The sequence below is a fragment of the Sulfitobacter sp. SK011 genome (genome assembly GCF_003352065.1).
Classification (GTDB): domain Bacteria; phylum Pseudomonadota; class Alphaproteobacteria; order Rhodobacterales; family Rhodobacteraceae; genus Sulfitobacter.
The window spans coordinates 2716436-2738172 of the sequence record NZ_CP025803.1 but is presented as its reverse complement, the minus strand read 5'-3'; the positions used below and the strand labels follow the sequence as shown (position 1 = coordinate 2738172).

The 21737-nt window shown below is 57.6% G+C and carries 29 protein-coding genes; all 29 read left to right on the top strand.

What is annotated here, in order from left to right; translation table 11 throughout:
- The first annotated feature begins 5 nt into the window (after positions 1 to 5).
- The 29 genes from C1J02_RS13555 to C1J02_RS13425 all read left to right on the top strand — a co-directional run bounded on the left by C1J02_RS13555 (position 6) and on the right by C1J02_RS13425 (position 21679).
- Complete coding sequence (locus C1J02_RS13555; RefSeq protein ID WP_114879053.1) at positions 6 to 1520, top strand: AMP-binding protein; 1515 nt, start codon at positions 6 to 8, stop codon at positions 1518 to 1520.
- Positions 1517 to 2050, top strand: a complete 534-nt coding sequence (locus C1J02_RS13550; RefSeq protein ID WP_114879052.1) for a hypothetical protein — start codon at positions 1517 to 1519, stop codon at positions 2048 to 2050. Before C1J02_RS13555 ends, C1J02_RS13550 begins: the two co-directional genes overlap by 4 nt.
- Before the next feature lie 10 nt (positions 2051 to 2060).
- Positions 2061 to 3665: a carboxyl transferase domain-containing protein gene (locus tag C1J02_RS13545; RefSeq protein ID WP_114879051.1), complete on the top strand. Its 1605-nt coding sequence runs from the start codon at positions 2061 to 2063 to the stop codon at positions 3663 to 3665.
- A 9-nt stretch (positions 3666 to 3674) separates the two neighbouring features.
- Positions 3675 to 4091 carry an ASCH domain-containing protein gene (locus tag C1J02_RS13540; RefSeq protein ID WP_114879050.1) on the top strand — a complete coding sequence of 139 codons (417 nt, stop codon included), beginning with the start codon at positions 3675 to 3677 and terminating at the stop codon, positions 4089 to 4091.
- A complete protein-coding gene (locus tag C1J02_RS13535) occupies positions 4091 to 6037 on the top strand; it encodes an acetyl/propionyl/methylcrotonyl-CoA carboxylase subunit alpha (RefSeq protein ID WP_114879049.1) in 1947 nt (648 codons plus the stop codon). The genes C1J02_RS13540 and C1J02_RS13535 overlap by 1 nt, the downstream gene beginning before the upstream one ends.
- Positions 6038 to 6089: 52 nt before the next feature.
- Positions 6090 to 6755 carry a glutathione S-transferase family protein gene (locus C1J02_RS13530; RefSeq protein WP_114879048.1) on the top strand — a complete coding sequence of 222 codons (666 nt, stop codon included), beginning with the start codon at positions 6090 to 6092 and terminating at the stop codon, positions 6753 to 6755.
- Positions 6756 to 6817: 62 nt separating this feature from the next.
- The gene (locus C1J02_RS13525) at positions 6818 to 7675 is read left to right on the top strand and encodes a hydroxymethylglutaryl-CoA lyase (RefSeq protein ID WP_114879047.1); all 858 of its coding nucleotides are present in this window, start codon (positions 6818 to 6820) and stop codon (positions 7673 to 7675) included.
- On the top strand, positions 7672 to 8205 hold the full coding sequence (locus C1J02_RS13520; protein WP_114879046.1) for a DUF6653 family protein: 534 nt from the start codon (positions 7672 to 7674) through the stop codon (positions 8203 to 8205). Before C1J02_RS13525 ends, C1J02_RS13520 begins: the two co-directional genes overlap by 4 nt.
- Positions 8198 to 8980, top strand: coding sequence for a crotonase/enoyl-CoA hydratase family protein (locus tag C1J02_RS13515; protein ID WP_114879045.1), 783 nt, complete (start codon positions 8198 to 8200; stop codon positions 8978 to 8980). Before C1J02_RS13520 ends, C1J02_RS13515 begins: the two co-directional genes overlap by 8 nt.
- 132 nt (positions 8981 to 9112) lie before the next feature.
- A complete protein-coding gene (locus C1J02_RS13510; RefSeq protein ID WP_114879044.1) occupies positions 9113 to 10138 on the top strand; it encodes a fatty acid desaturase in 1026 nt (341 codons plus the stop codon).
- 86 nt (positions 10139 to 10224) lie between these two features.
- Positions 10225 to 11199 (top strand): ABC transporter ATP-binding protein, encoded by a 975-nt coding sequence (locus C1J02_RS13505; protein ID WP_254693100.1) that lies wholly within the window; start codon positions 10225 to 10227, stop codon positions 11197 to 11199.
- Between the two features lie 168 nt (positions 11200 to 11367).
- Entirely contained in the window at positions 11368 to 11733 is a 366-nt protein-coding gene (locus C1J02_RS13500) for an NADH-quinone oxidoreductase subunit A (protein ID WP_114879043.1), read from the top strand.
- Entirely contained in the window at positions 11724 to 12263 is a 540-nt protein-coding gene (locus C1J02_RS13495) for an NADH-quinone oxidoreductase subunit B family protein (protein WP_114879042.1), read from the top strand. The genes C1J02_RS13500 and C1J02_RS13495 overlap by 10 nt, the downstream gene beginning before the upstream one ends.
- Positions 12260 to 12481, top strand: coding sequence for a YodC family protein (locus C1J02_RS13490; RefSeq protein WP_114879041.1), 222 nt, complete (start codon positions 12260 to 12262; stop codon positions 12479 to 12481). Before C1J02_RS13495 ends, C1J02_RS13490 begins: the two co-directional genes overlap by 4 nt.
- Complete coding sequence (locus C1J02_RS13485) at positions 12478 to 13083, top strand: NADH-quinone oxidoreductase subunit C (RefSeq protein WP_114879040.1); 606 nt, start codon at positions 12478 to 12480, stop codon at positions 13081 to 13083. Before C1J02_RS13490 ends, C1J02_RS13485 begins: the two co-directional genes overlap by 4 nt.
- Positions 13084 to 13091: 8 nt before the next feature.
- Positions 13092 to 13256 carry a hypothetical protein gene (locus C1J02_RS20925; protein WP_162798193.1) on the top strand — a complete coding sequence of 55 codons (165 nt, stop codon included), beginning with the start codon at positions 13092 to 13094 and terminating at the stop codon, positions 13254 to 13256.
- A complete protein-coding gene (locus tag C1J02_RS21250) occupies positions 13256 to 13384 on the top strand; it encodes a hypothetical protein (RefSeq protein WP_302622754.1) in 129 nt (42 codons plus the stop codon). Before C1J02_RS20925 ends, C1J02_RS21250 begins: the two co-directional genes overlap by 1 nt.
- Positions 13381 to 14628 carry an NADH-quinone oxidoreductase subunit D gene (locus tag C1J02_RS13480; RefSeq protein ID WP_114879039.1) on the top strand — a complete coding sequence of 416 codons (1248 nt, stop codon included), beginning with the start codon at positions 13381 to 13383 and terminating at the stop codon, positions 14626 to 14628. The genes C1J02_RS21250 and C1J02_RS13480 overlap by 4 nt, the downstream gene beginning before the upstream one ends.
- Before the next feature lie 82 nt (positions 14629 to 14710).
- A complete protein-coding gene (locus C1J02_RS13475) occupies positions 14711 to 15901 on the top strand; it encodes an NADH-quinone oxidoreductase subunit E (RefSeq protein ID WP_114879038.1) in 1191 nt (396 codons plus the stop codon).
- 36 nt (positions 15902 to 15937) lie between these two features.
- Complete coding sequence (locus C1J02_RS21245) at positions 15938 to 16882, top strand: hypothetical protein (protein WP_302622753.1); 945 nt, start codon at positions 15938 to 15940, stop codon at positions 16880 to 16882.
- Between the two features lie 18 nt (positions 16883 to 16900).
- Positions 16901 to 17134, top strand: a complete 234-nt coding sequence (locus C1J02_RS13465; RefSeq protein ID WP_114879037.1) for a DUF5337 domain-containing protein — start codon at positions 16901 to 16903, stop codon at positions 17132 to 17134.
- Between the two features lie 5 nt (positions 17135 to 17139).
- Positions 17140 to 18438 carry an NADH-quinone oxidoreductase subunit NuoF gene (gene nuoF, locus C1J02_RS13460; protein WP_114880572.1) on the top strand — a complete coding sequence of 433 codons (1299 nt, stop codon included), beginning with the start codon at positions 17140 to 17142 and terminating at the stop codon, positions 18436 to 18438.
- Between the two features lie 44 nt (positions 18439 to 18482).
- Entirely contained in the window at positions 18483 to 18848 is a 366-nt protein-coding gene (locus tag C1J02_RS13455; protein ID WP_114879036.1) for a hypothetical protein, read from the top strand.
- Positions 18849 to 18905: 57 nt separating this feature from the next.
- Positions 18906 to 19313: an MAPEG family protein gene (locus tag C1J02_RS13450; RefSeq protein WP_114879035.1), complete on the top strand. Its 408-nt coding sequence runs from the start codon at positions 18906 to 18908 to the stop codon at positions 19311 to 19313.
- 4 nt (positions 19314 to 19317) lie between these two features.
- A complete protein-coding gene (locus C1J02_RS13445; RefSeq protein ID WP_114879034.1) occupies positions 19318 to 19824 on the top strand; it encodes a DUF3291 domain-containing protein in 507 nt (168 codons plus the stop codon).
- The gene (locus C1J02_RS13440; protein ID WP_114879033.1) at positions 19824 to 20063 is read left to right on the top strand and encodes a hypothetical protein; all 240 of its coding nucleotides are present in this window, start codon (positions 19824 to 19826) and stop codon (positions 20061 to 20063) included. Before C1J02_RS13445 ends, C1J02_RS13440 begins: the two co-directional genes overlap by 1 nt.
- Positions 20060 to 20554 (top strand): DUF3291 domain-containing protein, encoded by a 495-nt coding sequence (locus C1J02_RS13435; RefSeq protein WP_254693099.1) that lies wholly within the window; start codon positions 20060 to 20062, stop codon positions 20552 to 20554. Before C1J02_RS13440 ends, C1J02_RS13435 begins: the two co-directional genes overlap by 4 nt.
- 85 nt (positions 20555 to 20639) lie before the next feature.
- Entirely contained in the window at positions 20640 to 21353 is a 714-nt protein-coding gene (locus C1J02_RS13430) for a class I SAM-dependent methyltransferase (RefSeq protein ID WP_114879032.1), read from the top strand.
- Positions 21350 to 21679: a hypothetical protein gene (locus C1J02_RS13425; protein WP_254693098.1), complete on the top strand. Its 330-nt coding sequence runs from the start codon at positions 21350 to 21352 to the stop codon at positions 21677 to 21679. Before C1J02_RS13430 ends, C1J02_RS13425 begins: the two co-directional genes overlap by 4 nt.
- Positions 21680 to 21737 lie beyond the last annotated feature (58 nt).

The window sequence follows — 21737 nt, the reverse complement described above, 5'->3', positions numbered from 1 at the left end:
GGATAATGCTGCCGGGCTTGGATCAGAACGGACAATGGGACATTCCGGCGCGGCTGAACATGGCCGCGCAGTGTTTGGCACATCCTGCCGATGCTTTGGCTGTTGTTGATCTGACAGGGGAGACACGGCGCGATGTGACCTTTGGTGCACTAGGAGAAATGACCGACGATCTGGCGCGCGCGCTTGTGCAAAAGGTACAGCCTGGAGACCGGGTTGGTGTGTTGTTGTCGCAGTCACCCTGGTGTGCCGCTGCCCATCTGGCAATCTGGAAAATCGGTGCGATTTCAGTGCCTTTGTTCAAGCTCTTCAAGCGTGATGCCCTGTCGTCGCGGTGCGGTGACGCAGGTGTGGCGCTGGTTCTGACCGATGATGAAGGGGCCGCATTACTGGGCGATCTGGCGGAACCTTGGCTGGTCAAACAGGCCGGTGTCAAAGGTGATCCGATTGCCTTTGCCGACACGGGCCCGGATGATCCTGCGGTGCTGATCTACACCTCTGGAACCACTGGCAGCCCCAAAGGGGCCCTGCACGGCCACCGCGTGCTGACGGGGCATTTGCCGGGGGTGGCCCTGAGCCATGATCATTTGGGTCAAGCCGGTGATTGCCTTTGGACACCGGCGGATTGGGCGTGGATTGGCGGGCTCTTTGATGTGTTGATGCCGGGGCTGGCGCTGGGCGTTCCGGTGGTGGCGGCGCGGATGGTGAAATTTTCGCCAGACGGCTGCGCGGATGTGATCGCGCGCGGGGACGTGCGCAACGTGTTTTTCCCGCCGACAGCGCTGCGGATGCTCAAGGCCGCGAACGTGTCATTGCCCGGTCTGCGGTCTGTTGCCAGTGGCGGGGAGCCCTTGGGCGCTGAGATGCTGAACTGGGGCCGGGGCGCATTTGGTTTAGATATCAATGAGTTCTACGGCCAGACCGAATGCAACATGGTGGCCAGCAGTTGTGGCGCTGATTTCCCAGCCAAGGCGGGTTGTATCGGCAAATCGGTGCCTGGGCATGATGTCGCTGTGGTTGATGAAACAGGTCAGCCCACGCTGGACGAAGGCGATGTGGCCGTGCGCCGGGGCTCGGCCTCAATGATGCTGGGCTATTGGAACAGGCCCGATGAAACGGCCGCCAAGTTTCGCGGTGACTGGTTGATCACCGGGGATCGGGGACTGTGGGAGGGCGATTACCTGCGCTTTGTCGGCCGCGAGGACGATGTGATCACCTCGGCCGGCTATCGGATCGGCCCGGCAGAGATTGAGGATTGCCTGATGATGCACCCCGGTGTGGCGACGGTGGGGGTTGTGGGCAAGCCGGATGCTTTGCGAACCGAGGTGGTGAAGGCTTACGTTGTAAGAAATGCCGGGTCTGATGTTGGCGCGGAAGAATTGCGAAATTGGGTTAAGGAACGGCTTGCAAGCTATTCTTACCCAAGGGAAATCACGTTTCTGGAGGCGCTGCCGATGACGGTGACGGGCAAAGTTATTCGGAAGGAATTGAAGGCGATGGCTGTGGCGGAGGGTGCGGCATGACCGGCCTTCTCAACTTTGTTGCAGGTTTCCGTTGCCCCAATTGCAAATCACGGCAGGAATACTGGCATGTGCGCAAGTTGCTTTGGATCAACCGAATTTGGCCGTTTTTCGTAAAAAGTTACGGAAACTACTTTAAGATGTACAAAGAGCCGGAACTGGGGAAAGTCCGCTGCTATAGTTGTAAGATGGACTTGCGGGTCCTTAAGGGAACGATGGTTAAGCTGGAGGTTTTATGCTGGGTCATAGCCTGCGCGATTTTCTATGCAATTATGAACTGGGCTTTGCACCAGTCCGCCCTCGCAGGACCGCCCTCGTGGAATGGTAGGAACACCGAGGAAATTCTGCGTAGCATCGAGCAAATTCAAAGCGGGAAAGATCCCTTTAGTGGCAGACTGCCGCTGATCATCTTGGCGGTTTGTGTTGCGGCACCTGTAAGTTATGTGATCGGCAGGTTCCTATCCTACCGTATCGTGAGGCTGGAACGAAACCCACGTGCAGCCCCGTTGATGCCACCCGTATTTGAAAATTAGAGGCTATCCAATGAAACTCATATCCCAAGCTCTCCCATCCTCTGAGGCTTTCAAGGCCAATCAGGCGGCTCATTTGGAAGCGCTTGAAACCGTCCGAGAAGCCGCCGAAGCCGCAGCGCTCGGCGGCGGTGAAAAGTCCCGTGCACGCCATGAAAGCCGGGGCAAGATGCTGCCGCGCGAACGGGTGGCGAACCTGCTTGATCCCGGCTCACCGTTTTTGGAGATCGGGGCGACGGCGGCGCATGGGCTTTATGATGGGGCGGCCCCTTGTGCGGGGGTGATTGCGGGTATTGGCCGGGTGCACGGGCTTGAGGTCATGGTGGTCTGCAATGATGCCACGGTGAAGGGCGGCACATATTATCCGATGACGGTCAAAAAACACCTGCGCGCTCAGGAGATTGCCGAACAGAACAATCTGCCGTGCCTGTATCTGGTGGATTCAGGTGGGGCCAACCTGCCCAATCAGGATGAAGTGTTCCCGGACCGCGACCACTTTGGCCGGATTTTCTACAATCAGGCCCGGATGAGCGCTAAGGGCATTCCACAGATTGCCGTGGTGATGGGGTCCTGTACGGCGGGCGGGGCCTATGTGCCTGCAATGTCGGATGTGACGATCATCGTAAAAGAACAAGGCACGATCTTTTTGGCCGGACCACCCTTGGTCAAGGCCGCGACGGGCGAGGTTGTGACGGCCGAGGATCTGGGCGGCGGCGATGTGCACACGCGCCTTTCCGGGGTGGCGGATTATCTGGCTGAGGATGACGCCCATGCACTGGCCTTGGCGCGGCGGGCCGTGGCGTCACTGAACCGCGCCAAACCCGCGACAGTGCAATGGGAAACGCCCGAAGACCCCGCCTATGACCCGGATGAGGTCTTGGGCGTTGTGCCCAGCGATCTGCGCACGCCCTATGACATCCGCGAAGTGATCGCGCGCACGGTGGATGGGTCCCGCTTTGACGAATTCAAACCCCGCTTCGGCGAGACATTGGTGACCGGCTTTGCGCATCTCAAGGGCTGTCCCATCGGGATCATCGCCAACAACGGTGTGTTGTTTTCGGAATCCGCGCAAAAGGGCGCGCATTTTGTCGAACTGTGCTCAGCACGCGGCATCCCCTTGGTTTTCTTGCAAAACATCACCGGCTTCATGGTTGGGCGAAAGTATGAAAACGAAGGCATCGCGCGGCATGGAGCCAAGATGGTGACGGCGGTGGCCTGTACCAATGTGCCGAAAATCACCATGCTGGTAGGCGGCTCGTTTGGGGCTGGCAACTACGGCATGGCCGGGCGCGCCTATAGCCCTCGGTTCTTGTGGACATGGCCCAATTCACGCATCTCAGTCATGGGCGGGCCGCAGGCGGCGGGTGTGCTGGCCACGGTGAAACGGGACGCGATTGAGCGGGCAGGCGAGACGTGGAGCGCCGAGGATGAGGCCAGGTTCAAGCAGCCCACAATTGATATGTTCGAAGAACAATCGCACCCGCTTTATGCGTCTGCACGGCTTTGGGACGACGGCGTCATTGATCCGCGCAAAAGCCGGGACGTGCTGTTTCTAAGCCTGTCTGCGGCGCTGAATGCGCCAATCGAAGAAACGAAATTCGGCATTTTCAGAATGTAAGGATGGACCATGACAAAAACGTTGCAGCAGATCATAGATGCCAATCCGGACGCGGAAACCTTTCGGTTCGGCGATGGGCCTGAATTGTGCGCCGAGATTCTGGCTTTGGTGCGCAGTGGTCACAAAACGGCGACCTGCGATGCGGCGTCCTTTTACGGCGATGGTGGCGATGCATGGCCCGAGGTGGGACGTCGGGACATAGCTCTCAATTGGGATGGGACGCCAGCGGTCATGACCGAAACGGTAGAGGTGCAAACGCGCCGTTTTGATGAAATGGATGCCGAATTTGTCGCCGCCCAAGGCGAGTTTCGCGATCTTGAGCATTGGCGCAAAGGATATGAGGCGTATTTTCGGCGTGCCGGTGTGTTTGCGCCGGATATGAAGCTGATGTGTGAGCGGTTTAAAATGGTTGAGGATTTTGGCTGATGTTTGAAACGATTTTGATTGCGAACCGGGGCGAAATTGCCTGTCGGGTGATGGAAACGGCGCAAGCGATGGGCGTGCGCTGTGTTGCGGTTTATTCGGACGCTGATGCGCGGGCCAAACATGTGCAGATGGCAGATGTGGCTGTGCATGTCGGCGGATCGGCCCCGGCAGATTCCTATCTCAAAGGCGATGTGATCATTCAGGCGGCGCTGGATACGGGCGCGCAGGCGATCCATCCCGGCTATGGGTTTCTGTCTGAAAATCCTGATTTTGTCGAAGCGGTCGAAAAGGCCGGGCTGACCTTTATCGGGCCCTCGGCGTCGGCCATTCGGGCGATGGGCCTCAAGGACGCGGCCAAGGCGTTGATGATCAAGGCAGGCGTGCCAGTGGTGCCGGGTTATCATGGGGCCGATCAGGATGACGCGTTGCTGGAGGCGGAAGCAGACAAGATCGGCTATCCGGTGCTGATCAAGGCCGTCGCTGGTGGGGGCGGCAAGGGGATGCGTTTGGTCGAAAAGGCCAAGGAATTTCAGAGCGCGTTGGCATCCGCCCGGTCCGAGGCCAAAACTGCCTTTGGCAATACGGATGTGCTGGTTGAAAAATTTGTCAGTAAACCGCGCCATATTGAGGTGCAGGTTTTTGGCGATGGCACCCAGGCCGTGCATTTGTTTGAGCGCGATTGTTCGCTGCAGCGCCGCCATCAGAAGGTGATCGAAGAAGCGCCTGCACCGGGCATGACCGCAACGATGCGCGAGGCGATGGGGCAGGCCGCGGTCAAGGCGGCCGAGGCCATTGGGTACGCCGGGGCCGGGACGGTTGAATTCATTGTGGATGGGTCCGGCGGGCTCAGCGCGGATGGGTTCTTTTTCATGGAGATGAACACGCGGTTGCAGGTTGAACATCCGGTGACAGAGATGATCACAGGTGTCGATTTGGTCGAATGGCAGTTGCGGGTGGCGGCAGGGGACGGGTTGCCGAAACGCCAGAACGAATTGAGCATCACCGGCCATGCCTTTGAGGCGCGGCTTTATGCGGAGGACGTGCCAAAGGGTTTCTTGCCTGCAACCGGAACGCTGACGCATCTGAAATTTGCCCCGAATAGCCGTGCTGACAGTGGCGTGCGGGCGGGGGATACGATCAGTCCGTTTTACGACCCGATGATTGCCAAGATCGTTGTGCATGGACCAAACCGTGCGATCGCCCTGTCGCGTTTGCGCTCGGCGCTGGCGGGCTGTCAGGTGGGCGGCACGGTGACCAATCTGGCATTCCTTGGGGCCTTGGCGGGGCATGAAGGGTTCGGTCAGGGCGATGTCGATACCGGGCTGATCGCCCGCGACATTGACGCGCTGACCAAGGTGCCTGACATCGCGCCACGCCATGTGGCACTGGCGGGCATGGCAGCACTTGGGCTGTTGGAAACGGGGCCTGAGACCGGGTTGACCCTGTGGCGGCCCCTGCGACGGCAGGTGATGCTGGCCTGGGGCGATCAGGAACAGGTGATCAAGGTGCGCGTGCTGTCACCGGATGCGCAGATCTGGACGGTTGGCGATCAGGATGTGACCGCTGAGCGGATCGGCGGCCAGTGGCAGATCGCCGGGCAATTGGCCGCGCAGGTCGCGGTCGCGGGTCAGACCATCACCATCTTTGAAAATCACGGAATGGTTTTTTCCCTGATTGATCCGCTTGCAAGGGCCGCTGGCGCGCATGGCGATGGCAATCTGGTCGAAGCACCGATGCCCGGTCTGGTCCGAAGTGTTGATGCTAAGGTGGGTCAGGCTGTGATAAAAGGCGACAGGCTGGCGGTGCTGGAGGCTATGAAGATGGAACATTCGTTGCTGGCGGCACGCGATGGTGTGGTGGCCGAGGTGCTGGCAACCGCGGGGGATCAGGTTGAAGCAGGGGCCGCACTGGTGCGGCTGGAGGCGGAAGAAGCGGCAGCCGCATGAGGGTCCGCACATCCGCGCAATACCGGAATACGGGGCCTATAATGGACAAACTATGATCACATTGCACCACAGCCCCCAAACCCGCTCGATGCGCACCTTGTGGTTGTTGCACGAGTTGGACGTCGAGTTTCACGTCAAACTGCATGCCTTTGACAAAAGCCTGCGAGAGCCTGAATACCTCAGCCTGTCGCCAGCGGGCCGGGTTCCTGCACTTGAAATCGACGGCGAGCGGATGTTTGAGACAGGGGCAATCACGCAATATCTATGTGAACGGTTCAGCCCGGATCGGCTGGGCAGGCCGGTCCATGCGCCCGACCGGATGGCGTGGCTGGTCTGGGTGCATTTCGCCGAGACCATCAGCCAGCATACGGCCGCCCTGACACAGCAACACATTGCGCTGCGCGAGGATCACATGCGCAGCCCCATCGTGATGAAGCTGGAGGCAGCGCGGGTCGCCAAATGCTATGACGCGCTTGAGGCGCGGCTCAGCACCCCCATTGAAAACCGCGACTACATGCTGACTTCTGGGTTTTCGGCGGCGGATATCTCTGTGGGTCAGGCGGTTTACATGTCGCGCTACTTTGTGACCTTGGACAGGCATCCGGCGGTTTCAGAATGGTATGACCGGATCACTGAGCGTGCGAGTTTTGGCAAATCGCTGCCTCAAAACGGTGGGATATACGAAAAAGACTTTTATCCGCCTTGGCCTATCGAATGAAGCAAGGTTAAGGTTTGACCATATCGGTCCGAAAAAAGGGCCGGATCAAATAGGGGGACGCGATGAGTTTGGGACCATGTGAGATTTTTGAGGTCGGTCCAAGGGACGGTCTGCAAAACGAAGCGCGAGAGATCTCTGTAGATAAAAAGGTGGCGCTGGTCGATCGCCTGTCGCAGGCTGGTTTTTTCCGGATCGAATGCGCCAGTTTTGTCAGCCCGACATGGGTGCCACAGATGGCAGGTTCGGCACAGGTTCTGGCCAAGATCACCCGCGCGGATGGCGTGCGCTATGCGGCGCTGACGCCCAACATGCGGGGCTACGAAGACGCGCTGGCCGCCGGTGCTGATGAGATCGCCGTTTTTGGCTCCGCCTCCGAAGGGTTCAGCCAAAAGAACATCAACGCGAGTATCGCGGAATCGCTCGAACGGTTTGCACCCATACTTGAAGAGGCGCGGCATGTTGATATCCCGGTGCGCGGGTATGTGTCGTGTGTGGTGGAATGTCCCTATGATGGCCCGATTGCCCCGGCTGATGTGGCAAAGGTCGCCGACAAACTCTTTTCGATGGGATGTTACGAGATATCGCTGGGCGATACCATTGGCGCAGGCACCCCGGACAGCATTGCACGCATGTTGTTGGCGGTGCGCGACGTGGTGCCGGCGGGCCGGTTGGCCGGGCATTACCATGACACCAAGGGCCGGGCGATGGCCAACATCGATGCGTCGCTGTCGATGGGCGTGCGGGTGTTTGATGCGGCTGTGGGTGGGCTTGGAGGCTGTCCATATGCCCCCGGTTCGCCGGGCAACGTGGCAACAGAGGCGGTGAACCGTCATCTGACGGCACTTGGCTATCAGACGGGCCTTGACCAATCTGTGCTGGATGATGCCGCAGCGATGGCTCAGATGATGCGAACGGCATGAAACTGGCGGCCTGGGCCGAGCGGTTGATGGGCATGAACGATGTCGTCTGGGCACGTCATGCGAACCCCTGGTCGGGCTGGACCCGGATGGCCACGGGCCTGCCACTGTTCAGTCTGGCAGTCTGGAGCCGTGTGTGGCTTGGCTGGGGGGCGGTGCTTGCGGTTGCCGTGGCGATTGCGTGGATCTGGTTCAACCCGCGCGCTTTCGCGCCACCCGACAACATTGATAACTGGATGAGCAAGGGCGTTTATGGCGAGCGCATTTACCTTGAGCATAAAGCAGAGCTGCCCGCCCATCATCAGCGCGCAGCCTTGGTGCTGGGGTGGCTGACGTTGCCGGGCATTGTCATCATGACATGGGGCCTTTGGGGTTTGTGGTGGGAAGGGGCGGTGTTTGGCACGGCTTTGGCCATGCTGCCCAAGATCTGGTTCGTAGACCGGATGGTATGGATATTTGAGGATTGGCAAAGAGCCGGGCGCGCGGTGCCGGGGTTACCCCCAGAATTAACGCAAGGAGCGGACAATGTTTGACACAATCAGCTTGGATGTGGATGGACGCGGTGTCGCGACCTTGACGCTGAACCGACCGGAAAAGCACAATGCGATGTCAGCCCGGATGCTGGCAGAACTGACGCAGGCAGCGACACAGCTGGGTTCTGATGCTGCCGTGCGTGTGGTTGTCCTAACCGGGGCGGGCACGTCGTTTTGTGCCGGTGGCGATCTGGGCTGGATGCGCGATCAGGCGGATATGGATGCGGCAACCCGGTCAAAAGAAGCGGGCAAGCTGGCCGCGATGCTGGGCGCGCTCAATACCTTGCCAAAGCCGCTGATTGGCCGGGTGCAGGGCAATGCGTTTGGCGGTGGTGTTGGCATGGCAAGCGTCTGCGACGTGGCAATTGGCGTTGATACCCTGAAGATGGGGTTCACTGAAACCCGGCTGGGGATCATTCCCGCGACCATCGGGCCTTACGTTCTTGCCCGGATGGGCGAAGGACGGGCGCGCCGGGTGTTCATGTCTGCGCGGCTTTTTGGCGCGTCTGAAGCCGTTGATCTGGGATTGCTGGCGCGCAGCGTTCCACTGGCAGATCTGGATACGGCCATCGAGGCAGAGGTCACGCCCTATCTTTCCTGTGCGCCGGGGGCTGTGGCCGCGGCCAAAAAACTGGCCCGGGAATTGGGGCCGCGGATTGACGATGCGGTTGTGGCCCACACCATCGCGGCCCTGGCCGCGCGGTGGGAAACCGACGAAGCAGCCGAGGGCATCGGCGCGTTTTTCGACAAACGCAAGGCCGCCTGGGTGACTTAACCGTTGCAAAAGTTACCCAAAAGACCCGGCAGATGCCCTTAAAACGGATGTCTTTTCGGTCAATGCGGCTTTAACACTTGCTATGTATCTGCATTAGGCTATCCGGGATGGCAAAACCAAAAGAAGCAGGTCATGGCAGAAATATCGCACAACACTCCCGCAGCAGCAGCCGCCCGCGATTGGGTCAAAATACTGGCGAGTTACCGTGAACCAAACACGTTGCGCAGCAGCTTTGAATTGGCAGTCAGCCTTGTGCCTTTCGTTGTCCTGTGGATCGCAGCATGCTGGGTTGCGCAGTACAGCTATCTCGGGGCCTTTTTGCTTTCTGCGCTGAACGGCGGGTTTCTGTTGCGCCTGTTCTGCATCCAGCACGATTGTGGCCATGGGTCTTTCTTTGGCAACCGCAATGTCAGCGACTGGATCGGTCGGGCGCTTGGCGTGATCACCTTGACGCCCTATGATGTTTGGCGTCGGACCCATTCCATTCACCACAGCCATGCCGGCGATCTGGATCAGCGTGGCATTGGCGATGTCATGACCCTGACGGTTGAGGAATATCACCAGCGCACTGCCTTTGGCCGGTTCTTGTACCGCGCCTATCGCCATCCACTGGTATTGTTCGGGATCGGGCCTGCATATCTGTTCATGCTTGAGTACCGCCTACCATTGGGTCTGATGAATCAGGGCCGCTATTGGGTGTCCGCTATGGCCACAAATCTGGCAATTGCCGCAATCCTGACGGTGATCATCTATTTTGGCGGGCTGCAGGCGCTTTTCCTGGTGTTTTTGCCAACAACATTGATCGCAGCGTCCGTGGGTGTGTGGCTGTTTTATGTACAGCACCAGTTTGAGACGACCCATTGGGAAAATCACGAGACATGGCAGTTGCACGAGGCGGCGCTGCACGGCAGCTCGCACTATGACCTGCCGCCCATTCTGCGCTGGTTCACGGCCAATATTGGCATCCATCACGTGCACCACCTTTACAGCCGTATCCCGTTTTATCGGCTGTCTGAGGTTCTCAATGACCACCGCGAATTGGTGGAATGCAGCAGGATGACATTCATGCAAAGCCTGAAATGCGCCAGTCTTGATCTGTGGGACGAAAAAAGCCGCCGATTGATTTCTTTTGCCGCGGCGCGCCGACTGGCCGCTTGATGCTTGGCGGGGCAGCGCTATCGCTAGATCAGCTGTTTAATTAACGAAAACTGCTTTCCTTTTTGATTTGCGCTGATTGGTTTCAGATGAAGTTATTGAGTTTCCTTTTCAAGGAACGTGAGATCGAAAAAACCGGCGACGATGCTGCGGTTTCGTCGCTGTTGGCCTTTGTCTGGCGGATGACGCGTTGGCATCAGGTCTGGGCCTGCCTTCTGGCCGTGGTGGTTGCGGTTCTGAACCTCGCCCCGATTGAATTGCAGCGGCGGATCGTGAACGAGGTTGTCGAGACCCAGAATGTGCCGCTGCTTTTGCAGTTTGGGATGTTCTATCTTGGTATCATTGTCCTGCATCAGGCGGTCAAGTTTGCGTTAAACACCTATCAGGTCTGGATGACCGAAAGCACCAACCTCTATACGCGCCAGCATCTTTTGGGCCTTTATGGCAATGCCGTTGATGAGGACGGCAACGAAAACAGCGGCCGTGTCGTCTCTATCATAGGGACCGAGGTGGACAAACTTGGCGGTTTTGTGGGCGAGGGGTTGTCGCAATCCTGTGCCAATGTGGCGCTGCTGCTGGGCGTGCTGGGCTATATGGCTGTGGTCGAACCCTCAATTGCCCTTTTTGCCGTCGGGTTCATGGTCCCTCAGATCATTGTGACCCCTTTTATGCAAAAGTATCTCAACAAACTTGTGGAACGCCATGTGGGCTATATGCGCACGCTTGGTGATGAGGTGTCCGAACTTGACGCCACGCCAGAGGGTGGCGATCTGCCGATCCTCAAGAAAATATTCTCGAACCGATTGCGGTTCAACATGCTCAAGTTCGTCCTCAAGGCGGTTCTCAACCTGCTCAATTCATTGGGCCCGCTGTCTGTGCTGCTTTACGGGGGATACATGGTGATGATGGGCGAGACGCAAGTTGGCGTCATCGTCGCGTTCATTTCAGGGTTTGACCGCATCTCGGGCCCGGTGCGCGAATTGGTTGGTTTTTACCGGGTCTATGCACAGGCCAGCGTCCAACACACAATGATTGCCAAATGGATGGACAAGGTGAGGGATTGATATGGCGCATGTGCCTGATGATCGGCAGGGCAGACCCCGAAAAGCCCCCGCTTTCCGCCGTTGCGCCCGTTGACCCCACTGACTGCCACGGTTAAACCCGTTTTAAGTCTGTTCTGCACAGGTCTTTGCTCAAGATCAAAGACCACGCACCGCTAAAGGAGCCACCCCTTGGACGACATGCTGCGGGAATACCTGCCAATCCTCGTTTTTCTGGCCGTTGCCATCGGTTTGGGGATCGTTTTGATCCTTGCCGCTGTGGTTCTGGCTGTGCGCAACCCGGACCCTGAAAAGGTTTCTGCCTATGAATGTGGGTTCAACGCCTTTGATGATGCGCGGATGAAATTTGATGTGCGGTTCTATCTGGTATCGATTCTGTTCATCATCTTCGATCTGGAAATTGCTTTCTTGTTCCCGTGGGCCGTGGCCTTTCAAGAGGTCAGCATGGTTGGCTTCTGGTCGATGATGGTGTTCCTTGCGGTGCTGACCGCCGGATTCGCCTATGAATGGAAGAAGGGGGCGTTGGAATGGCAGTAACTCAAACGCACAGCCCGGCAACCGCAGGCATGGACCGGGACGTTGCCACCCAGAACCTGAATGCAGAATTGCAGGACAAGGGTTTTCTTGTCACATCGACCGCCGACATCATCAACTGGGCCAGAACAGGTTCGCTGCATTGGATGACATTTGGTCTGGCCTGCTGTGCGGTTGAGATGATGCACACCTCGATGCCGCGCTATGACCTTGAACGCTTTGGCACCGCGCCGCGCGCCAGCCCGCGTCAATCCGATCTGATGATCGTGGCCGGAACACTGACCAACAAGATGGCCCCCGCGCTGCGCAAGGTCTATGATCAGATGCCAGAGCCCCGCTATGTGATCTCGATGGGGTCCTGCGCCAATGGCGGTGGGTATTATCACTACAGCTATTCGGTGGTGCGCGGCTGTGACCGGATTGTTCCGGTCGATATTTATGTGCCCGGCTGCCCGCCCACAGCCGAAGCGCTGCTCTATGGCATCCTGCAATTGCAACGCAAGATGCGCCGGACAGGGACGATTGTGCGATGAGCGATGCGCGGGCAGGCCGCGTCAGCGTCGGCGACGTTGTGCGGCTCAAGAGCGGCGGGCCGGTGATGACGGTGGAAGCGACGGTCGGAGACGGCGCCGCGATCTGCTGCTGGTTCACCCACGGCCTGCAGCGTTACAACGCGACATTCGCCAGCGAGACACTGATGGCGTGCGACGCGCCGGAAACCTGGCCAGCCGGGAAGGAGGAGAACGGATGAGCGAACAACTGCAAGAGCTTGGCGCCTATATCGAAGCCAAGCGCCCCGATTGTGTGCTGGCCTGGGACGTGACCCAGGGCGAGCTGAACATGGATGTGACGCTGACCAACATTGCCGGACTGGTGGAGTTCCTGAAAGGCGATGCCACCTGCCGGTTCTCCACGCTGGTGGACATCACGGCGGTCGATTACACCGGGCGCGCCAAGCGGTTTGATGTCGTTTATCACTTTCTCAGCATGTACCAGAACCACCGCATCCGTCTGCGTGTCGCGGTGCGGGAAAAGGACATGGTGCCGTCGCTGGTCGATGTGCACCCCTCGGCCAATTGGTTCGAGCGCGAAGTCTTTGACATGTTCGGCATCCTGTTTTCCGGCCACCCCGATTTGCGCCGCATCCTGACCGACTACGGCTTTCGCGGCTATCCGCTGCGCAAGGATTTCCCGACCACGGGCTATACCGAAGTGCGTTATGACGAGGTCGAAAAGCGGGTGGTTTATGAGCCGGTGAAACTGGTTCAGGAGTACCGCCAGTTTGATTTCATGAGCCCTTGGGAAGGTGCGGAATACATCCTGCCGGGTGACGACAAGGCGGATGCGAAATAATGGAAGGCATGTGGTGGCTCATTCTTTCGGCACTGACGGCCATCCCGATGGTCAAGCTGCTGCCGTTCTTTGGCATCAATAAATATTGGGCCGCGGCGTGTCTGGTGCCGTTCGGCACGATTGCACTGCTGTGGTGGATGGGGATGAAGCTGCAAGAGTTGGAGAAACTGTGATGGAACTGCTTTTTGGCGGCGTTTTTGTGGTGGCTGCAGTACTGACAGCCCGTCTTGCTGCGATGACCGTTTCTAAAACGACCACTGGGTACACGGTTTGCGAACAGTTGGTGAAAGTGAGATCATGATGGACGGCGACATTCGTACAAACACCTATGACGATGGTTCGACCGATTTCCAAACCGGCGAACAGAAAATCCGTAACTTCAACATCAACTTTGGCCCGCAGCACCCTGCGGCGCACGGCGTGTTGCGTTTGGTGCTGGAACTGGACGGCGAAGTGGTCGAGCGCTGCGATCCGCACATCGGCTTGCTGCACCGTGGCACCGAAAAGCTGATGGAAAGCCGCACCTATCTGCAAAACCTGCCGTATTTTGACCGGCTTGATTACGTTGCCCCGATGAACCAGGAACATGCCTGGTGTCTGGCGATTGAAAAGCTGACGAATACGCCGGTGCCGCGCCGCGCCTCGCTGATCCGGGTGCTCTTTTGCGAAATTGGCCGGGTGCTGAACCACCTGTTGAACGTCACCACACAAGCGCTGGATGTTGGCGCGCTGACCCCACCGCTCTGGGGCTTTGAAGAGCGTGAGCAGTTGATGGTGTTTTATGAACGTGCCTGTGGTGCGCGTCTGCACGCCGCCTATTTCCGCCCCGGTGGGGTGCATCAGGACCTGACACCGGAATTGCTCGATGACATTGAAAAATGGGCCGAACAGTTCCTCAAAGGTTTCATGGTCGATATCGATGGGCTGCTGACCGAAAACCGGATTTTCAAACAGCGCAATGCCGATATCGGTGTGGTGACCGAACAGGACATTCTGGATTACGGGTTCAGTGGTGTGATGGTACGCGGCTCTGGTCTTGCATGGGACCTGCGCCGTGCGCAGCCTTATGAATGTTACGACGAATTTGAATTCCAGATTCCGGTGGGCAAGAACGGCGATTGCTATGATCGTTACCTCTGCCGGATGGAGGAAATGCGCCAGTCGACCTACATCATCCAGCAGGCGATTGAGAAGTTGCGCGCGCCCGAAGGACAGGGCGATGTGCTGGCCCGGGGCAAGATCACCCCGCCATCCCGCACCGCGATGAAGACCGACATGGAAAGCCTGATCCACCACTTCAAACTTTATACCGAAGGCTTCCACGTGCCTGCGGGCGAAGTCTACTGCCCGGTTGAAGCGCCCAAAGGCGAGTTTGGCGTGTACCTCGTTGCCGATGGCTCCAACAAACCCTACCGCGCCAAGATCCGCGCGCCGGGGTTTTTGCATTTGCAGGCGATGGATTTCATTTCCAAGGGCCATCAGTTGGCTGATGTTGCCGCAATCATTGGCACCATGGATGTGGTGTTTGGGGAGATTGATCGGTGATCAGCCGCCCCGTTTTTCTTTTCGCTGAAAATACTCCCGCCGGAGGCATCTGTCGCCACCGCATGCACGAAAGCCTATTCTGATGCTCCGTCGTCTACACCCCGACCAACCCGCCTCATTCGCCTTCACCCCCGCCAATCAGGCATGGGCCGAGGCGCAGATCACCAAATATCCCGAAGGCCGTCAGGCCAGCGCCATCATTCCGCTGTTGTGGCGGGCGCAGGAACAGGAAGGCTGGCTTAGCCGTCCGGCGATTGAGCATGTGTCCGAGATGCTGGGCCTTGCCTATATTCGAGGTCTCGAGGTTGCGACATTCTACTTCATGTTCCAGTTGCAACCGGTTGGTTCTGTGGCACATATTCAGGTGTGTGGCACCACCTCCTGCATGATCTGCGGGGCCGAAGATCTGGTGGCCGTTTGCAAAGAGCGCATCGCCCAGCATGCACATGAGTTGAGCAGTGATGGTAAATTCAGCTGGGAAGAGGTCGAATGCCTCGGCTCCTGCTCGAACGCGCCGATGGCCCAGATCGGCAAGGATTACTATGAGGATCTGACCAGCGCGCGTCTGAATGAGATTCTGGATGAACTGGCTGCGGGCCGGGTGCCGACACCGGGGCCGCAAAATGGCCGCTACGCCGCAGAGCCGCTCAGCGGTCTGACCAGCCTGAAAGACCATGACAGCGGTAAAACGCAGTATAATGCCAGCGTGCAATTGGCGGTGGATATTGGTGACACGGTCAAGCGCATTGATGGCACCGAAGTGCCGCTGCTGGCCCCATGGCAGGGCAAGCCGGCCAATTCGGCAAAGAAACCGAAAGCCAAGCCAGCCACCAAAGGGCCCGTTCCGAGCAAGGGACAGCCTGCGGATGCGACGGGGGTGACGGTGCAACAGGCCAAGAATCAATCCAAGGCCAAGCCACCATCAAAATCTGACCCGAAACCTGCAAAAGCAGACACAGCTGTACAAGAATATGACACACCGGGCAAAAAGCCACGCACGATGAAGGCCCCGCGAAAAGCAGGTGCGGATGACCTCAAACTGATCAGAGGGGTTGGCCCAAAGCTTGAGACCTTGCTCAACACAATGGGGTTTTACCACTACGATCAGATCGCCAAATGGGGCGCAGACGAAGTCGCATGGGTGGATCAAAACCTCGAAGGGTTCAAAGGCCGCGTGAGCCGGGACAATTGGGTCGATCAGGCCAGCAGTCTGGCCTCAGGTGAAGAAACCGAATTTTCGAAACGCGCAAAGAAAGACGGCATCTATAAATAAGCCGCATTTTCCGCAGAAGCGGGGAGAGGGACAAACATGAGTAACACATCCGAAAAAGAGGCCTGCACAAAGCGATGCTGGTATATGGGCGGCGGCATTGGATTGCTTTTGGCGCTTATTTTGTGGGGGATCGGCGGTTGGGGCTTCGTGTCATCCGTCTTTGCCGGGATCATCGTTGCGGTGATCGCAGGATGGCTTTTGCAGAATTTCCTGTGCGCAGGGATTGAAACAGCGCCATCTGCATCCAGCAGTTCAGCCTCGCAAAGCCGCCCGGCAAGCCAGTCCGCTGCGGTTGCGTCAACAGCGACAACTGCGGGCGCTGCGGCACCTGCTGCGGCCAAGGCATCAACCGCCGCCAACGCGGACCAAAACACCACGGCGTCGGGCTTGATGAGCGATCCTGTCGCGAAGGAACCGGACAACAAAACGGCGGCGAAAAAACCCGCTGCAAAGAAGAAGGCTCCGGCCGAAAAGACCACAGCGAAAAAGACTGCGGCCAAATCGGCAGGGTCGGCAACAACCAGTTCCGAACCAGTGGCAGCACCGGCAGCCAAGAAACCTGCCGCCAAGAAAGCAACCGCCAAGAAAGCAGAAGCTGCGCCAGCGGCTGCAAAAACTGCATCCAAGAAGGCGGCAGCCGCCCCCGCCAAGGCAGCAGCAAAACCAAAAGCAGCGGCCAAGCCTGCGCGCAAGCCCGTTGCGGCGGATGGCAAGCCAGAAATGCTGAGCAAAGCCCGCGCAGGCGGCGCGGATGATCTCAAGCTGATCAGCGGTGTTGGGCCAAAACTGGAAGGCACCCTGAACGAATTGGGCGTTTACCATTACGATCAGGTTGCGGGATGGCGCAAAAAGGAAATCGAATGGGTCGATGCCCGTTTGCGTTTCAAAGGCCGGATTGAGCGGGACGGTTGGATCGCACAGGCCAAGATATTGGCAAAAGGCGGCGAGACTGAGTTCTCAAAGCGCAAGAAAAAGACCTGAGCCGGGGCAGGGTGATCCATGACCAACGCCGACGACAAAGCACTTGCACGCAAAGGCCAGACAGTTGGTCTGGTCATTGCTGTAACGATGGTTTTGTGGGTGGCGGCACAATGGGTCGGCCCTGCGATGGGGTTGCCTGGGCGCTTTGCCCTGCTGTTTGATTTCGCAGCATTGGCGGCGCTTTTCTGGGCAATGGTCGTGATTTATCAGATGTGGCAGGCCCGCAGGGCCGCCAAAGAAAACCAAAGGTAGGCGTCATGCTTCAAGATAAAGACCGCATTTTTACCAACATCTACGGTATGCATGACCGCACGCTGAAAGGCGCGCAGGGGCGCGGCCATTGGGATGGCACCGCCGGCATCATCAAGAAGGGCCGCGACTGGATCATTGATCAGATGAAGGCATCCGGTCTGCGTGGACGTGGCGGTGCGGGTTTCCCTACGGGTCTTAAATGGTCCTTCATGCCCAAGGAAAGTGACGGCCGCCCCTCTTATCTGGTGGTTAATGCGGACGAATCCGAGCCCGGCACCTGTAAGGACCGTGAGATCATGCGCCATGATCCACATACGCTGGTTGAAGGTTGTCTGATCGCGAGTTTCGCGATGAACGCGCATGCCTGCTATATCTATATCCGTGGCGAGTATATTCGCGAAAAAGAGGCGCTTCAGGCCGCAATTGATGAGGCTTACGCCGCGGGTCTGCTGGGCAAGAACGCCTGCAAGTCCGGGTGGGATTTTGACCTTTATCTGGCGCATGGTGCCGGGGCCTATATCTGTGGCGAGGAAACCGCATTGCTGGAAAGCCTGGAAGGCAAAAAGGGCATGCCACGGATGAAGCCGCCGTTCCCTGCGGGTGCGGGTCTTTATGGCTGTCCGACCACGGTGAACAACGTTGAATCGATTGCCGTTGTGCCGACAATTTTGCGGCGCGGGCCGGAATGGTTCGCGGGCTTTGGGCGTCCGAACAATGCGGGTACCAAGCTCTTTGCGATATCTGGTCACGTGAACAACCCTTGCGTCGTCGAAGAGGCGATGAGCATTGGGTTTGAGGAATTGATCGAAAAACACTGCGGCGGTATTCGCGGTGGCTGGGACAATCTCAAGGCGGTGATCCCCGGTGGGTCGTCGGTGCCAATGATTCCCGGCGCGCAGATGCGCGATGCGATTATGGATTTTGATTATCTGCGCGAACAACGCTCGGGCCTCGGCACGGCAGCGGTGATCGTGATGGACAACAACACCGATGTGATCAAAGCGATCTGGCGGTTGTCGAAATTCTACAAGCACGAAAGCTGTGGCCAGTGCACACCGTGCCGTGAAGGTACCGGATGGATGATGCGGGTGATGGACCGTTTGGTGACAGGCGATGCGGAGCCTGAGGAAATCGACATGTTGCTGGATGTGACCAAGCAGGTCGAGGGGCATACGATCTGCGCTTTGGGCGATGCGGCGGCCTGGCCGATTCAAGGTCTGATCCGGCATTTCCGCGATGAGATTGAGGACCGGATCAAGCACAAGCGGACAGGACGGGTGAGCGCGGCGGTGGCGGCGGAGTGAGATTTCTACTTGTTGTTGCCGTTTTTGTGTTCGGAGGCGTACAGATGCCCCTTGCACAGGCAAACCGGGATGGCTTTCAACGCGTTCTGGTCGCGGGCCCGGTGCCTGAGATTTTGGCGGCACGGTTTTTGGCCAGACGCCTTGCAAAGGGCTGTGCACGGATTGATGTGCATGCCGATGTCGAGCTGGATGTTTCAGCCTTGCGATTTTCCCGGCCGGACGAATTTTTTGCAGTGAAGTCCATCTCGGTTGCGGCGGCAGCGCGACGTTTGTCGAATGAGTTTGATGCTGAGAACAACACGCCTTTTAGATTGGATACCTCGCGTGGCCCCCTTGATCCGGCTGTGTGCAAGGCGGCTGAGCGGCGGGTTGGTTTGGACAACCTTGTGGGCCTGATGCTGGACATTTAATCAATATTTGCGACTGGCACCGGACCTCACGTTTCTTTTTTCCAGGGAGAATGCACCATGCAGCAATTCGCTGAATACAGTCACGCCATCGCTTCGCTCGGTCTGTGGGCTTTGATCAGTCTCATTCTCGCGGGCCTGTCCACACGGGGGCGCACGCCGGAAAATCGTTGTGATTGTGGTAAGCCAAAGCGGGACTATGCCAACCCTGTCTATCGGGCTGACCGCGCGTTCATGAATGCGATTGAGAATTCCGGTCCCTTCATTGGCGCAACCATTGCTGCGATACTTGCCGGGGCCACGCCGTTCTGGGTGAACCTCTTTGCGTCGGTGTTCATCGTATCGCGCGTCGCTATGGCAATTGTTCACATCCGCACAGAAAACCAACCTGCACGTTCTGCGATGTTTATGATCGGATTTGTCTGCATGGTCGGTTTGGCCCTGCTGGCCGTGATCGCGGCTTTCTAAGACCATGAAACAACCCGCAGGCCATCACCTTGCCGAGTTGAACCTTGGTATTCTCAAATACGACTGGGACGACCCGCGGGTGCAGGGGTTTGTCGATGGCCTTGATCTGGTCAACGGTGTGGCGCAACGCAGCCCCGGTTTTATCTGGATGATGTCCGAAGATGAGATGAACCAGGAGCAGCGTGCCTCGGATGGCGCTTTGGGCGGCAATCCTCGCACGGCGAGCACGCTTTCGGTCTGGCGCGATGTCTCATCCCTTGAGCATTTTGTTTGGAACACGGTGCACAAGCAATTCTATGATCGCAAGGCAGAATGGTACGATGCGGTTGAGAGCCTGCGTTTTGCCATGTGGTGGGTGCCGATTGGCCATCAACCCACAATGACCGAGGCGATGGCGCGGTTTCGGCATCTGGGCGACCACGGCGACAGTGATCATGCCTTTGGCTGGGCCCATGTGAAACAAGCGCAGCTGTGGAAGACCAAAAGTTGCGATGAGGGAACAGCGGCATAATGGGATTCTTCCGAAACATCTGGGATGGATTGCTGAGCCTTGGGGCGGCGATCCTTTCGTTTGCGATTTTTGCGGTCCCCGTCTGGGCGACCCATCAGGCGATCACCTATGGGATTGTACCGATCTGGGCCTATGCGGCGCTGGTGGGTCTGGTCTATATCGGCGGTAATCTGACGATCGCATTTTTGCGCAAAGCTCTGGATGGGGTGGCACCGCTAAAAGAGAGGAAGAGACGATGAAAGACATGCATCTGGCGGAATTGAATGTGGGGCGTTTGTTGGCCGCAACTGACGATCCGCGCGTCAAGGAATTCATGGATAACCTCGACCGCATCAACGGCCTTGGCAAACGCATGCCGGGATTCGTCTGGATGATGGAAGGATCAGGTGAGCCGGGCACCGGCAATACCGAGGCTGCGATTGGGGGTGACCCGCAATATGTTTCGAATCTGACAGTCTGGCAAAGCGTCGAGACACTGGAGAAATTCGTTTGGGGCACGATCCACAAGCAGTTTTATGAAAAGCGCGAAGAATGGTTTGAGGTACTGGGGGCGATGCATTTTGTGATGTGGTGGGTGCCAAAGGGCCATCAACCGACACTGGATGAGGCATTGGCCCGGCTGGAGCATCTGCGTGAGAATGGCGACAGCGATCACGCCTTTGGATGGTCCCATTTGAAACAGGCGCAGATGTGGCAAAGCCACGGGTGCACACAGGCGAAGGTTGCCTGAACCGGCGTTTTGCAGAATAACGGAAGCGAAGACGATAAAGTGGGGCGACCTAGCGCCTCCGGCCGCAAGAGCAGGACAGGTTGAGATGTGGAAATTCAAGTTCCCCCAAGAGGGCGATGTGGCTGCAGACATCCGCGAACGCTATGGCTTTGATGGTGATCTGCTTGATATCTATGCGGGCAACAAGGGGGCGAAAGTCCATAAATGGCATCATTATCTGCCGATCTATGATCGCTATTTTTCCCGCTATCGGGGCACCCCGGTCAAATTCCTTGAGATTGGTGTGAACAATGGTGGCAGCCTGCAGATGTGGCGACGGTACCTGGGCAAGGATGCTGTGATTTGCGGTGTTGATATCAACCCCGACTGTGCTCAGTACGATGGCCAGTCTGCGATGGTGCGGATTGGCTCACAGGATGACCCTGCGTTTCTGGCCGATGTGGTCCGCGAAATGGGCGGTGTTGATGTGGTCCTAGATGATGGCAGCCACCAGATGGAGCATGTTCATACATCGCTCGAGGTTTTATTTCCGCTTCTGACCATGGGGGGTACCTATATGATCGAGGATTTGCATACTTCCTATATCGCGCGGTTTGGCGGCGGGTTTAAACAGCCGGGAAATTTCTTTAATACGGTGCGCAGGATGATAGATGATATGCACATGTGGTATCACAATAAGGGCAAACCGCAGGTGCCTGCATTGGCGCGTGAATTCAGCGGCGTGCATGTGCATGATTCTATTGTCGTTATCGACAAGGCAGAACTACAGCGACCGACACATTCAAGGGTACAGAAATGAAGAAATCAACTTTGGTAATTCTGGCTTTGATCACAGCCGGGCTGATGGCGGGCTGCACCAAGAAATCAGATCGCATTTTGTTTGACGGCAAATACTTTCGCACCAAGGTCAGCAAAGTTGATAAGCAACGCGATGTATTTCTGGTGACCGTCAGTGAGCCAGGAAAATCCATTGATGGTGCCCGCGAGGCGGGGCGGCATGCAGGCGTGTCTTATTGTGTGAAAAACTACGGTAATTCGGACATCGATTGGTCGATCGGACCAGACATGGAACAACTGCGGATCAGCGACAACAAGTTGATCTTTCAAGGCACTTGTCCCCAGTGATCAGATGCGCGGCATATCGCGCGCAATTGTCCAAAGGGCGCACTGATATTGCATATCA

What these genes read in the sequence shown, in the direction of transcription:
- C1J02_RS13430 (WP_114879032.1), top strand. Translation starts at nt 20,640, where the DNA reads ATGTGGAAATTCAAGTTCCCCCAAGAGGGCGATGTGGCTGCAGACATC.
- C1J02_RS13440 (WP_114879033.1), top strand. Translation starts at nt 19,824, where the DNA reads ATGGGATTCTTCCGAAACATCTGGGATGGATTGCTGAGCCTTGGGGCG.
- C1J02_RS13445 (WP_114879034.1), top strand. Translation starts at nt 19,318, where the DNA reads ATGAAACAACCCGCAGGCCATCACCTTGCCGAGTTGAACCTTGGTATT.
- C1J02_RS13535 (WP_114879049.1), top strand. Translation starts at nt 4,091, where the DNA reads ATGTTTGAAACGATTTTGATTGCGAACCGGGGCGAAATTGCCTGTCGG.
- C1J02_RS13465 (WP_114879037.1), top strand. Translation starts at nt 16,901, where the DNA reads ATGACCAACGCCGACGACAAAGCACTTGCACGCAAAGGCCAGACAGTT.
- C1J02_RS21250 (WP_302622754.1), top strand. Translation starts at nt 13,256, where the DNA reads ATGGAACTGCTTTTTGGCGGCGTTTTTGTGGTGGCTGCAGTACTGACA.
- C1J02_RS13490 (WP_114879041.1), top strand. Translation starts at nt 12,260, where the DNA reads ATGAGCGATGCGCGGGCAGGCCGCGTCAGCGTCGGCGACGTTGTGCGG.
- C1J02_RS13425 (WP_254693098.1), top strand. Translation starts at nt 21,350, where the DNA reads ATGAAGAAATCAACTTTGGTAATTCTGGCTTTGATCACAGCCGGGCTG.
- C1J02_RS13515 (WP_114879045.1), top strand. Translation starts at nt 8,198, where the DNA reads ATGTTTGACACAATCAGCTTGGATGTGGATGGACGCGGTGTCGCGACC.
- C1J02_RS13455 (WP_114879036.1), top strand. Translation starts at nt 18,483, where the DNA reads ATGCCCCTTGCACAGGCAAACCGGGATGGCTTTCAACGCGTTCTGGTC.
- C1J02_RS20925 (WP_162798193.1), top strand. Translation starts at nt 13,092, where the DNA reads ATGTGGTGGCTCATTCTTTCGGCACTGACGGCCATCCCGATGGTCAAG.
- C1J02_RS13545 (WP_114879051.1), top strand. Translation starts at nt 2,061, where the DNA reads ATGAAACTCATATCCCAAGCTCTCCCATCCTCTGAGGCTTTCAAGGCC.
- C1J02_RS13550 (WP_114879052.1), top strand. Translation starts at nt 1,517, where the DNA reads ATGACCGGCCTTCTCAACTTTGTTGCAGGTTTCCGTTGCCCCAATTGC.
- C1J02_RS13480 (WP_114879039.1), top strand. Translation starts at nt 13,381, where the DNA reads ATGATGGACGGCGACATTCGTACAAACACCTATGACGATGGTTCGACC.
- C1J02_RS13540 (WP_114879050.1), top strand. Translation starts at nt 3,675, where the DNA reads ATGACAAAAACGTTGCAGCAGATCATAGATGCCAATCCGGACGCGGAA.
- C1J02_RS13525 (WP_114879047.1), top strand. Translation starts at nt 6,818, where the DNA reads ATGAGTTTGGGACCATGTGAGATTTTTGAGGTCGGTCCAAGGGACGGT.
- C1J02_RS13495 (WP_114879042.1), top strand. Translation starts at nt 11,724, where the DNA reads ATGGCAGTAACTCAAACGCACAGCCCGGCAACCGCAGGCATGGACCGG.
- C1J02_RS13555 (WP_114879053.1), top strand. Translation starts at nt 6, where the DNA reads ATGCTGCCGGGCTTGGATCAGAACGGACAATGGGACATTCCGGCGCGG.
- C1J02_RS13505 (WP_254693100.1), top strand. Translation starts at nt 10,225, where the DNA reads ATGAAGTTATTGAGTTTCCTTTTCAAGGAACGTGAGATCGAAAAAACC.
- C1J02_RS13485 (WP_114879040.1), top strand. Translation starts at nt 12,478, where the DNA reads ATGAGCGAACAACTGCAAGAGCTTGGCGCCTATATCGAAGCCAAGCGC.
- C1J02_RS13520 (WP_114879046.1), top strand. Translation starts at nt 7,672, where the DNA reads ATGAAACTGGCGGCCTGGGCCGAGCGGTTGATGGGCATGAACGATGTC.
- C1J02_RS13450 (WP_114879035.1), top strand. Translation starts at nt 18,906, where the DNA reads ATGCAGCAATTCGCTGAATACAGTCACGCCATCGCTTCGCTCGGTCTG.
- C1J02_RS13475 (WP_114879038.1), top strand. Translation starts at nt 14,711, where the DNA reads ATGCTCCGTCGTCTACACCCCGACCAACCCGCCTCATTCGCCTTCACC.
- nuoF (WP_114880572.1), top strand. Translation starts at nt 17,140, where the DNA reads ATGCTTCAAGATAAAGACCGCATTTTTACCAACATCTACGGTATGCAT.
- C1J02_RS21245 (WP_302622753.1), top strand. Translation starts at nt 15,938, where the DNA reads ATGAGTAACACATCCGAAAAAGAGGCCTGCACAAAGCGATGCTGGTAT.
- C1J02_RS13435 (WP_254693099.1), top strand. Translation starts at nt 20,060, where the DNA reads ATGAAAGACATGCATCTGGCGGAATTGAATGTGGGGCGTTTGTTGGCC.
- C1J02_RS13510 (WP_114879044.1), top strand. Translation starts at nt 9,113, where the DNA reads ATGGCAGAAATATCGCACAACACTCCCGCAGCAGCAGCCGCCCGCGAT.
- C1J02_RS13530 (WP_114879048.1), top strand. Translation starts at nt 6,090, where the DNA reads ATGATCACATTGCACCACAGCCCCCAAACCCGCTCGATGCGCACCTTG.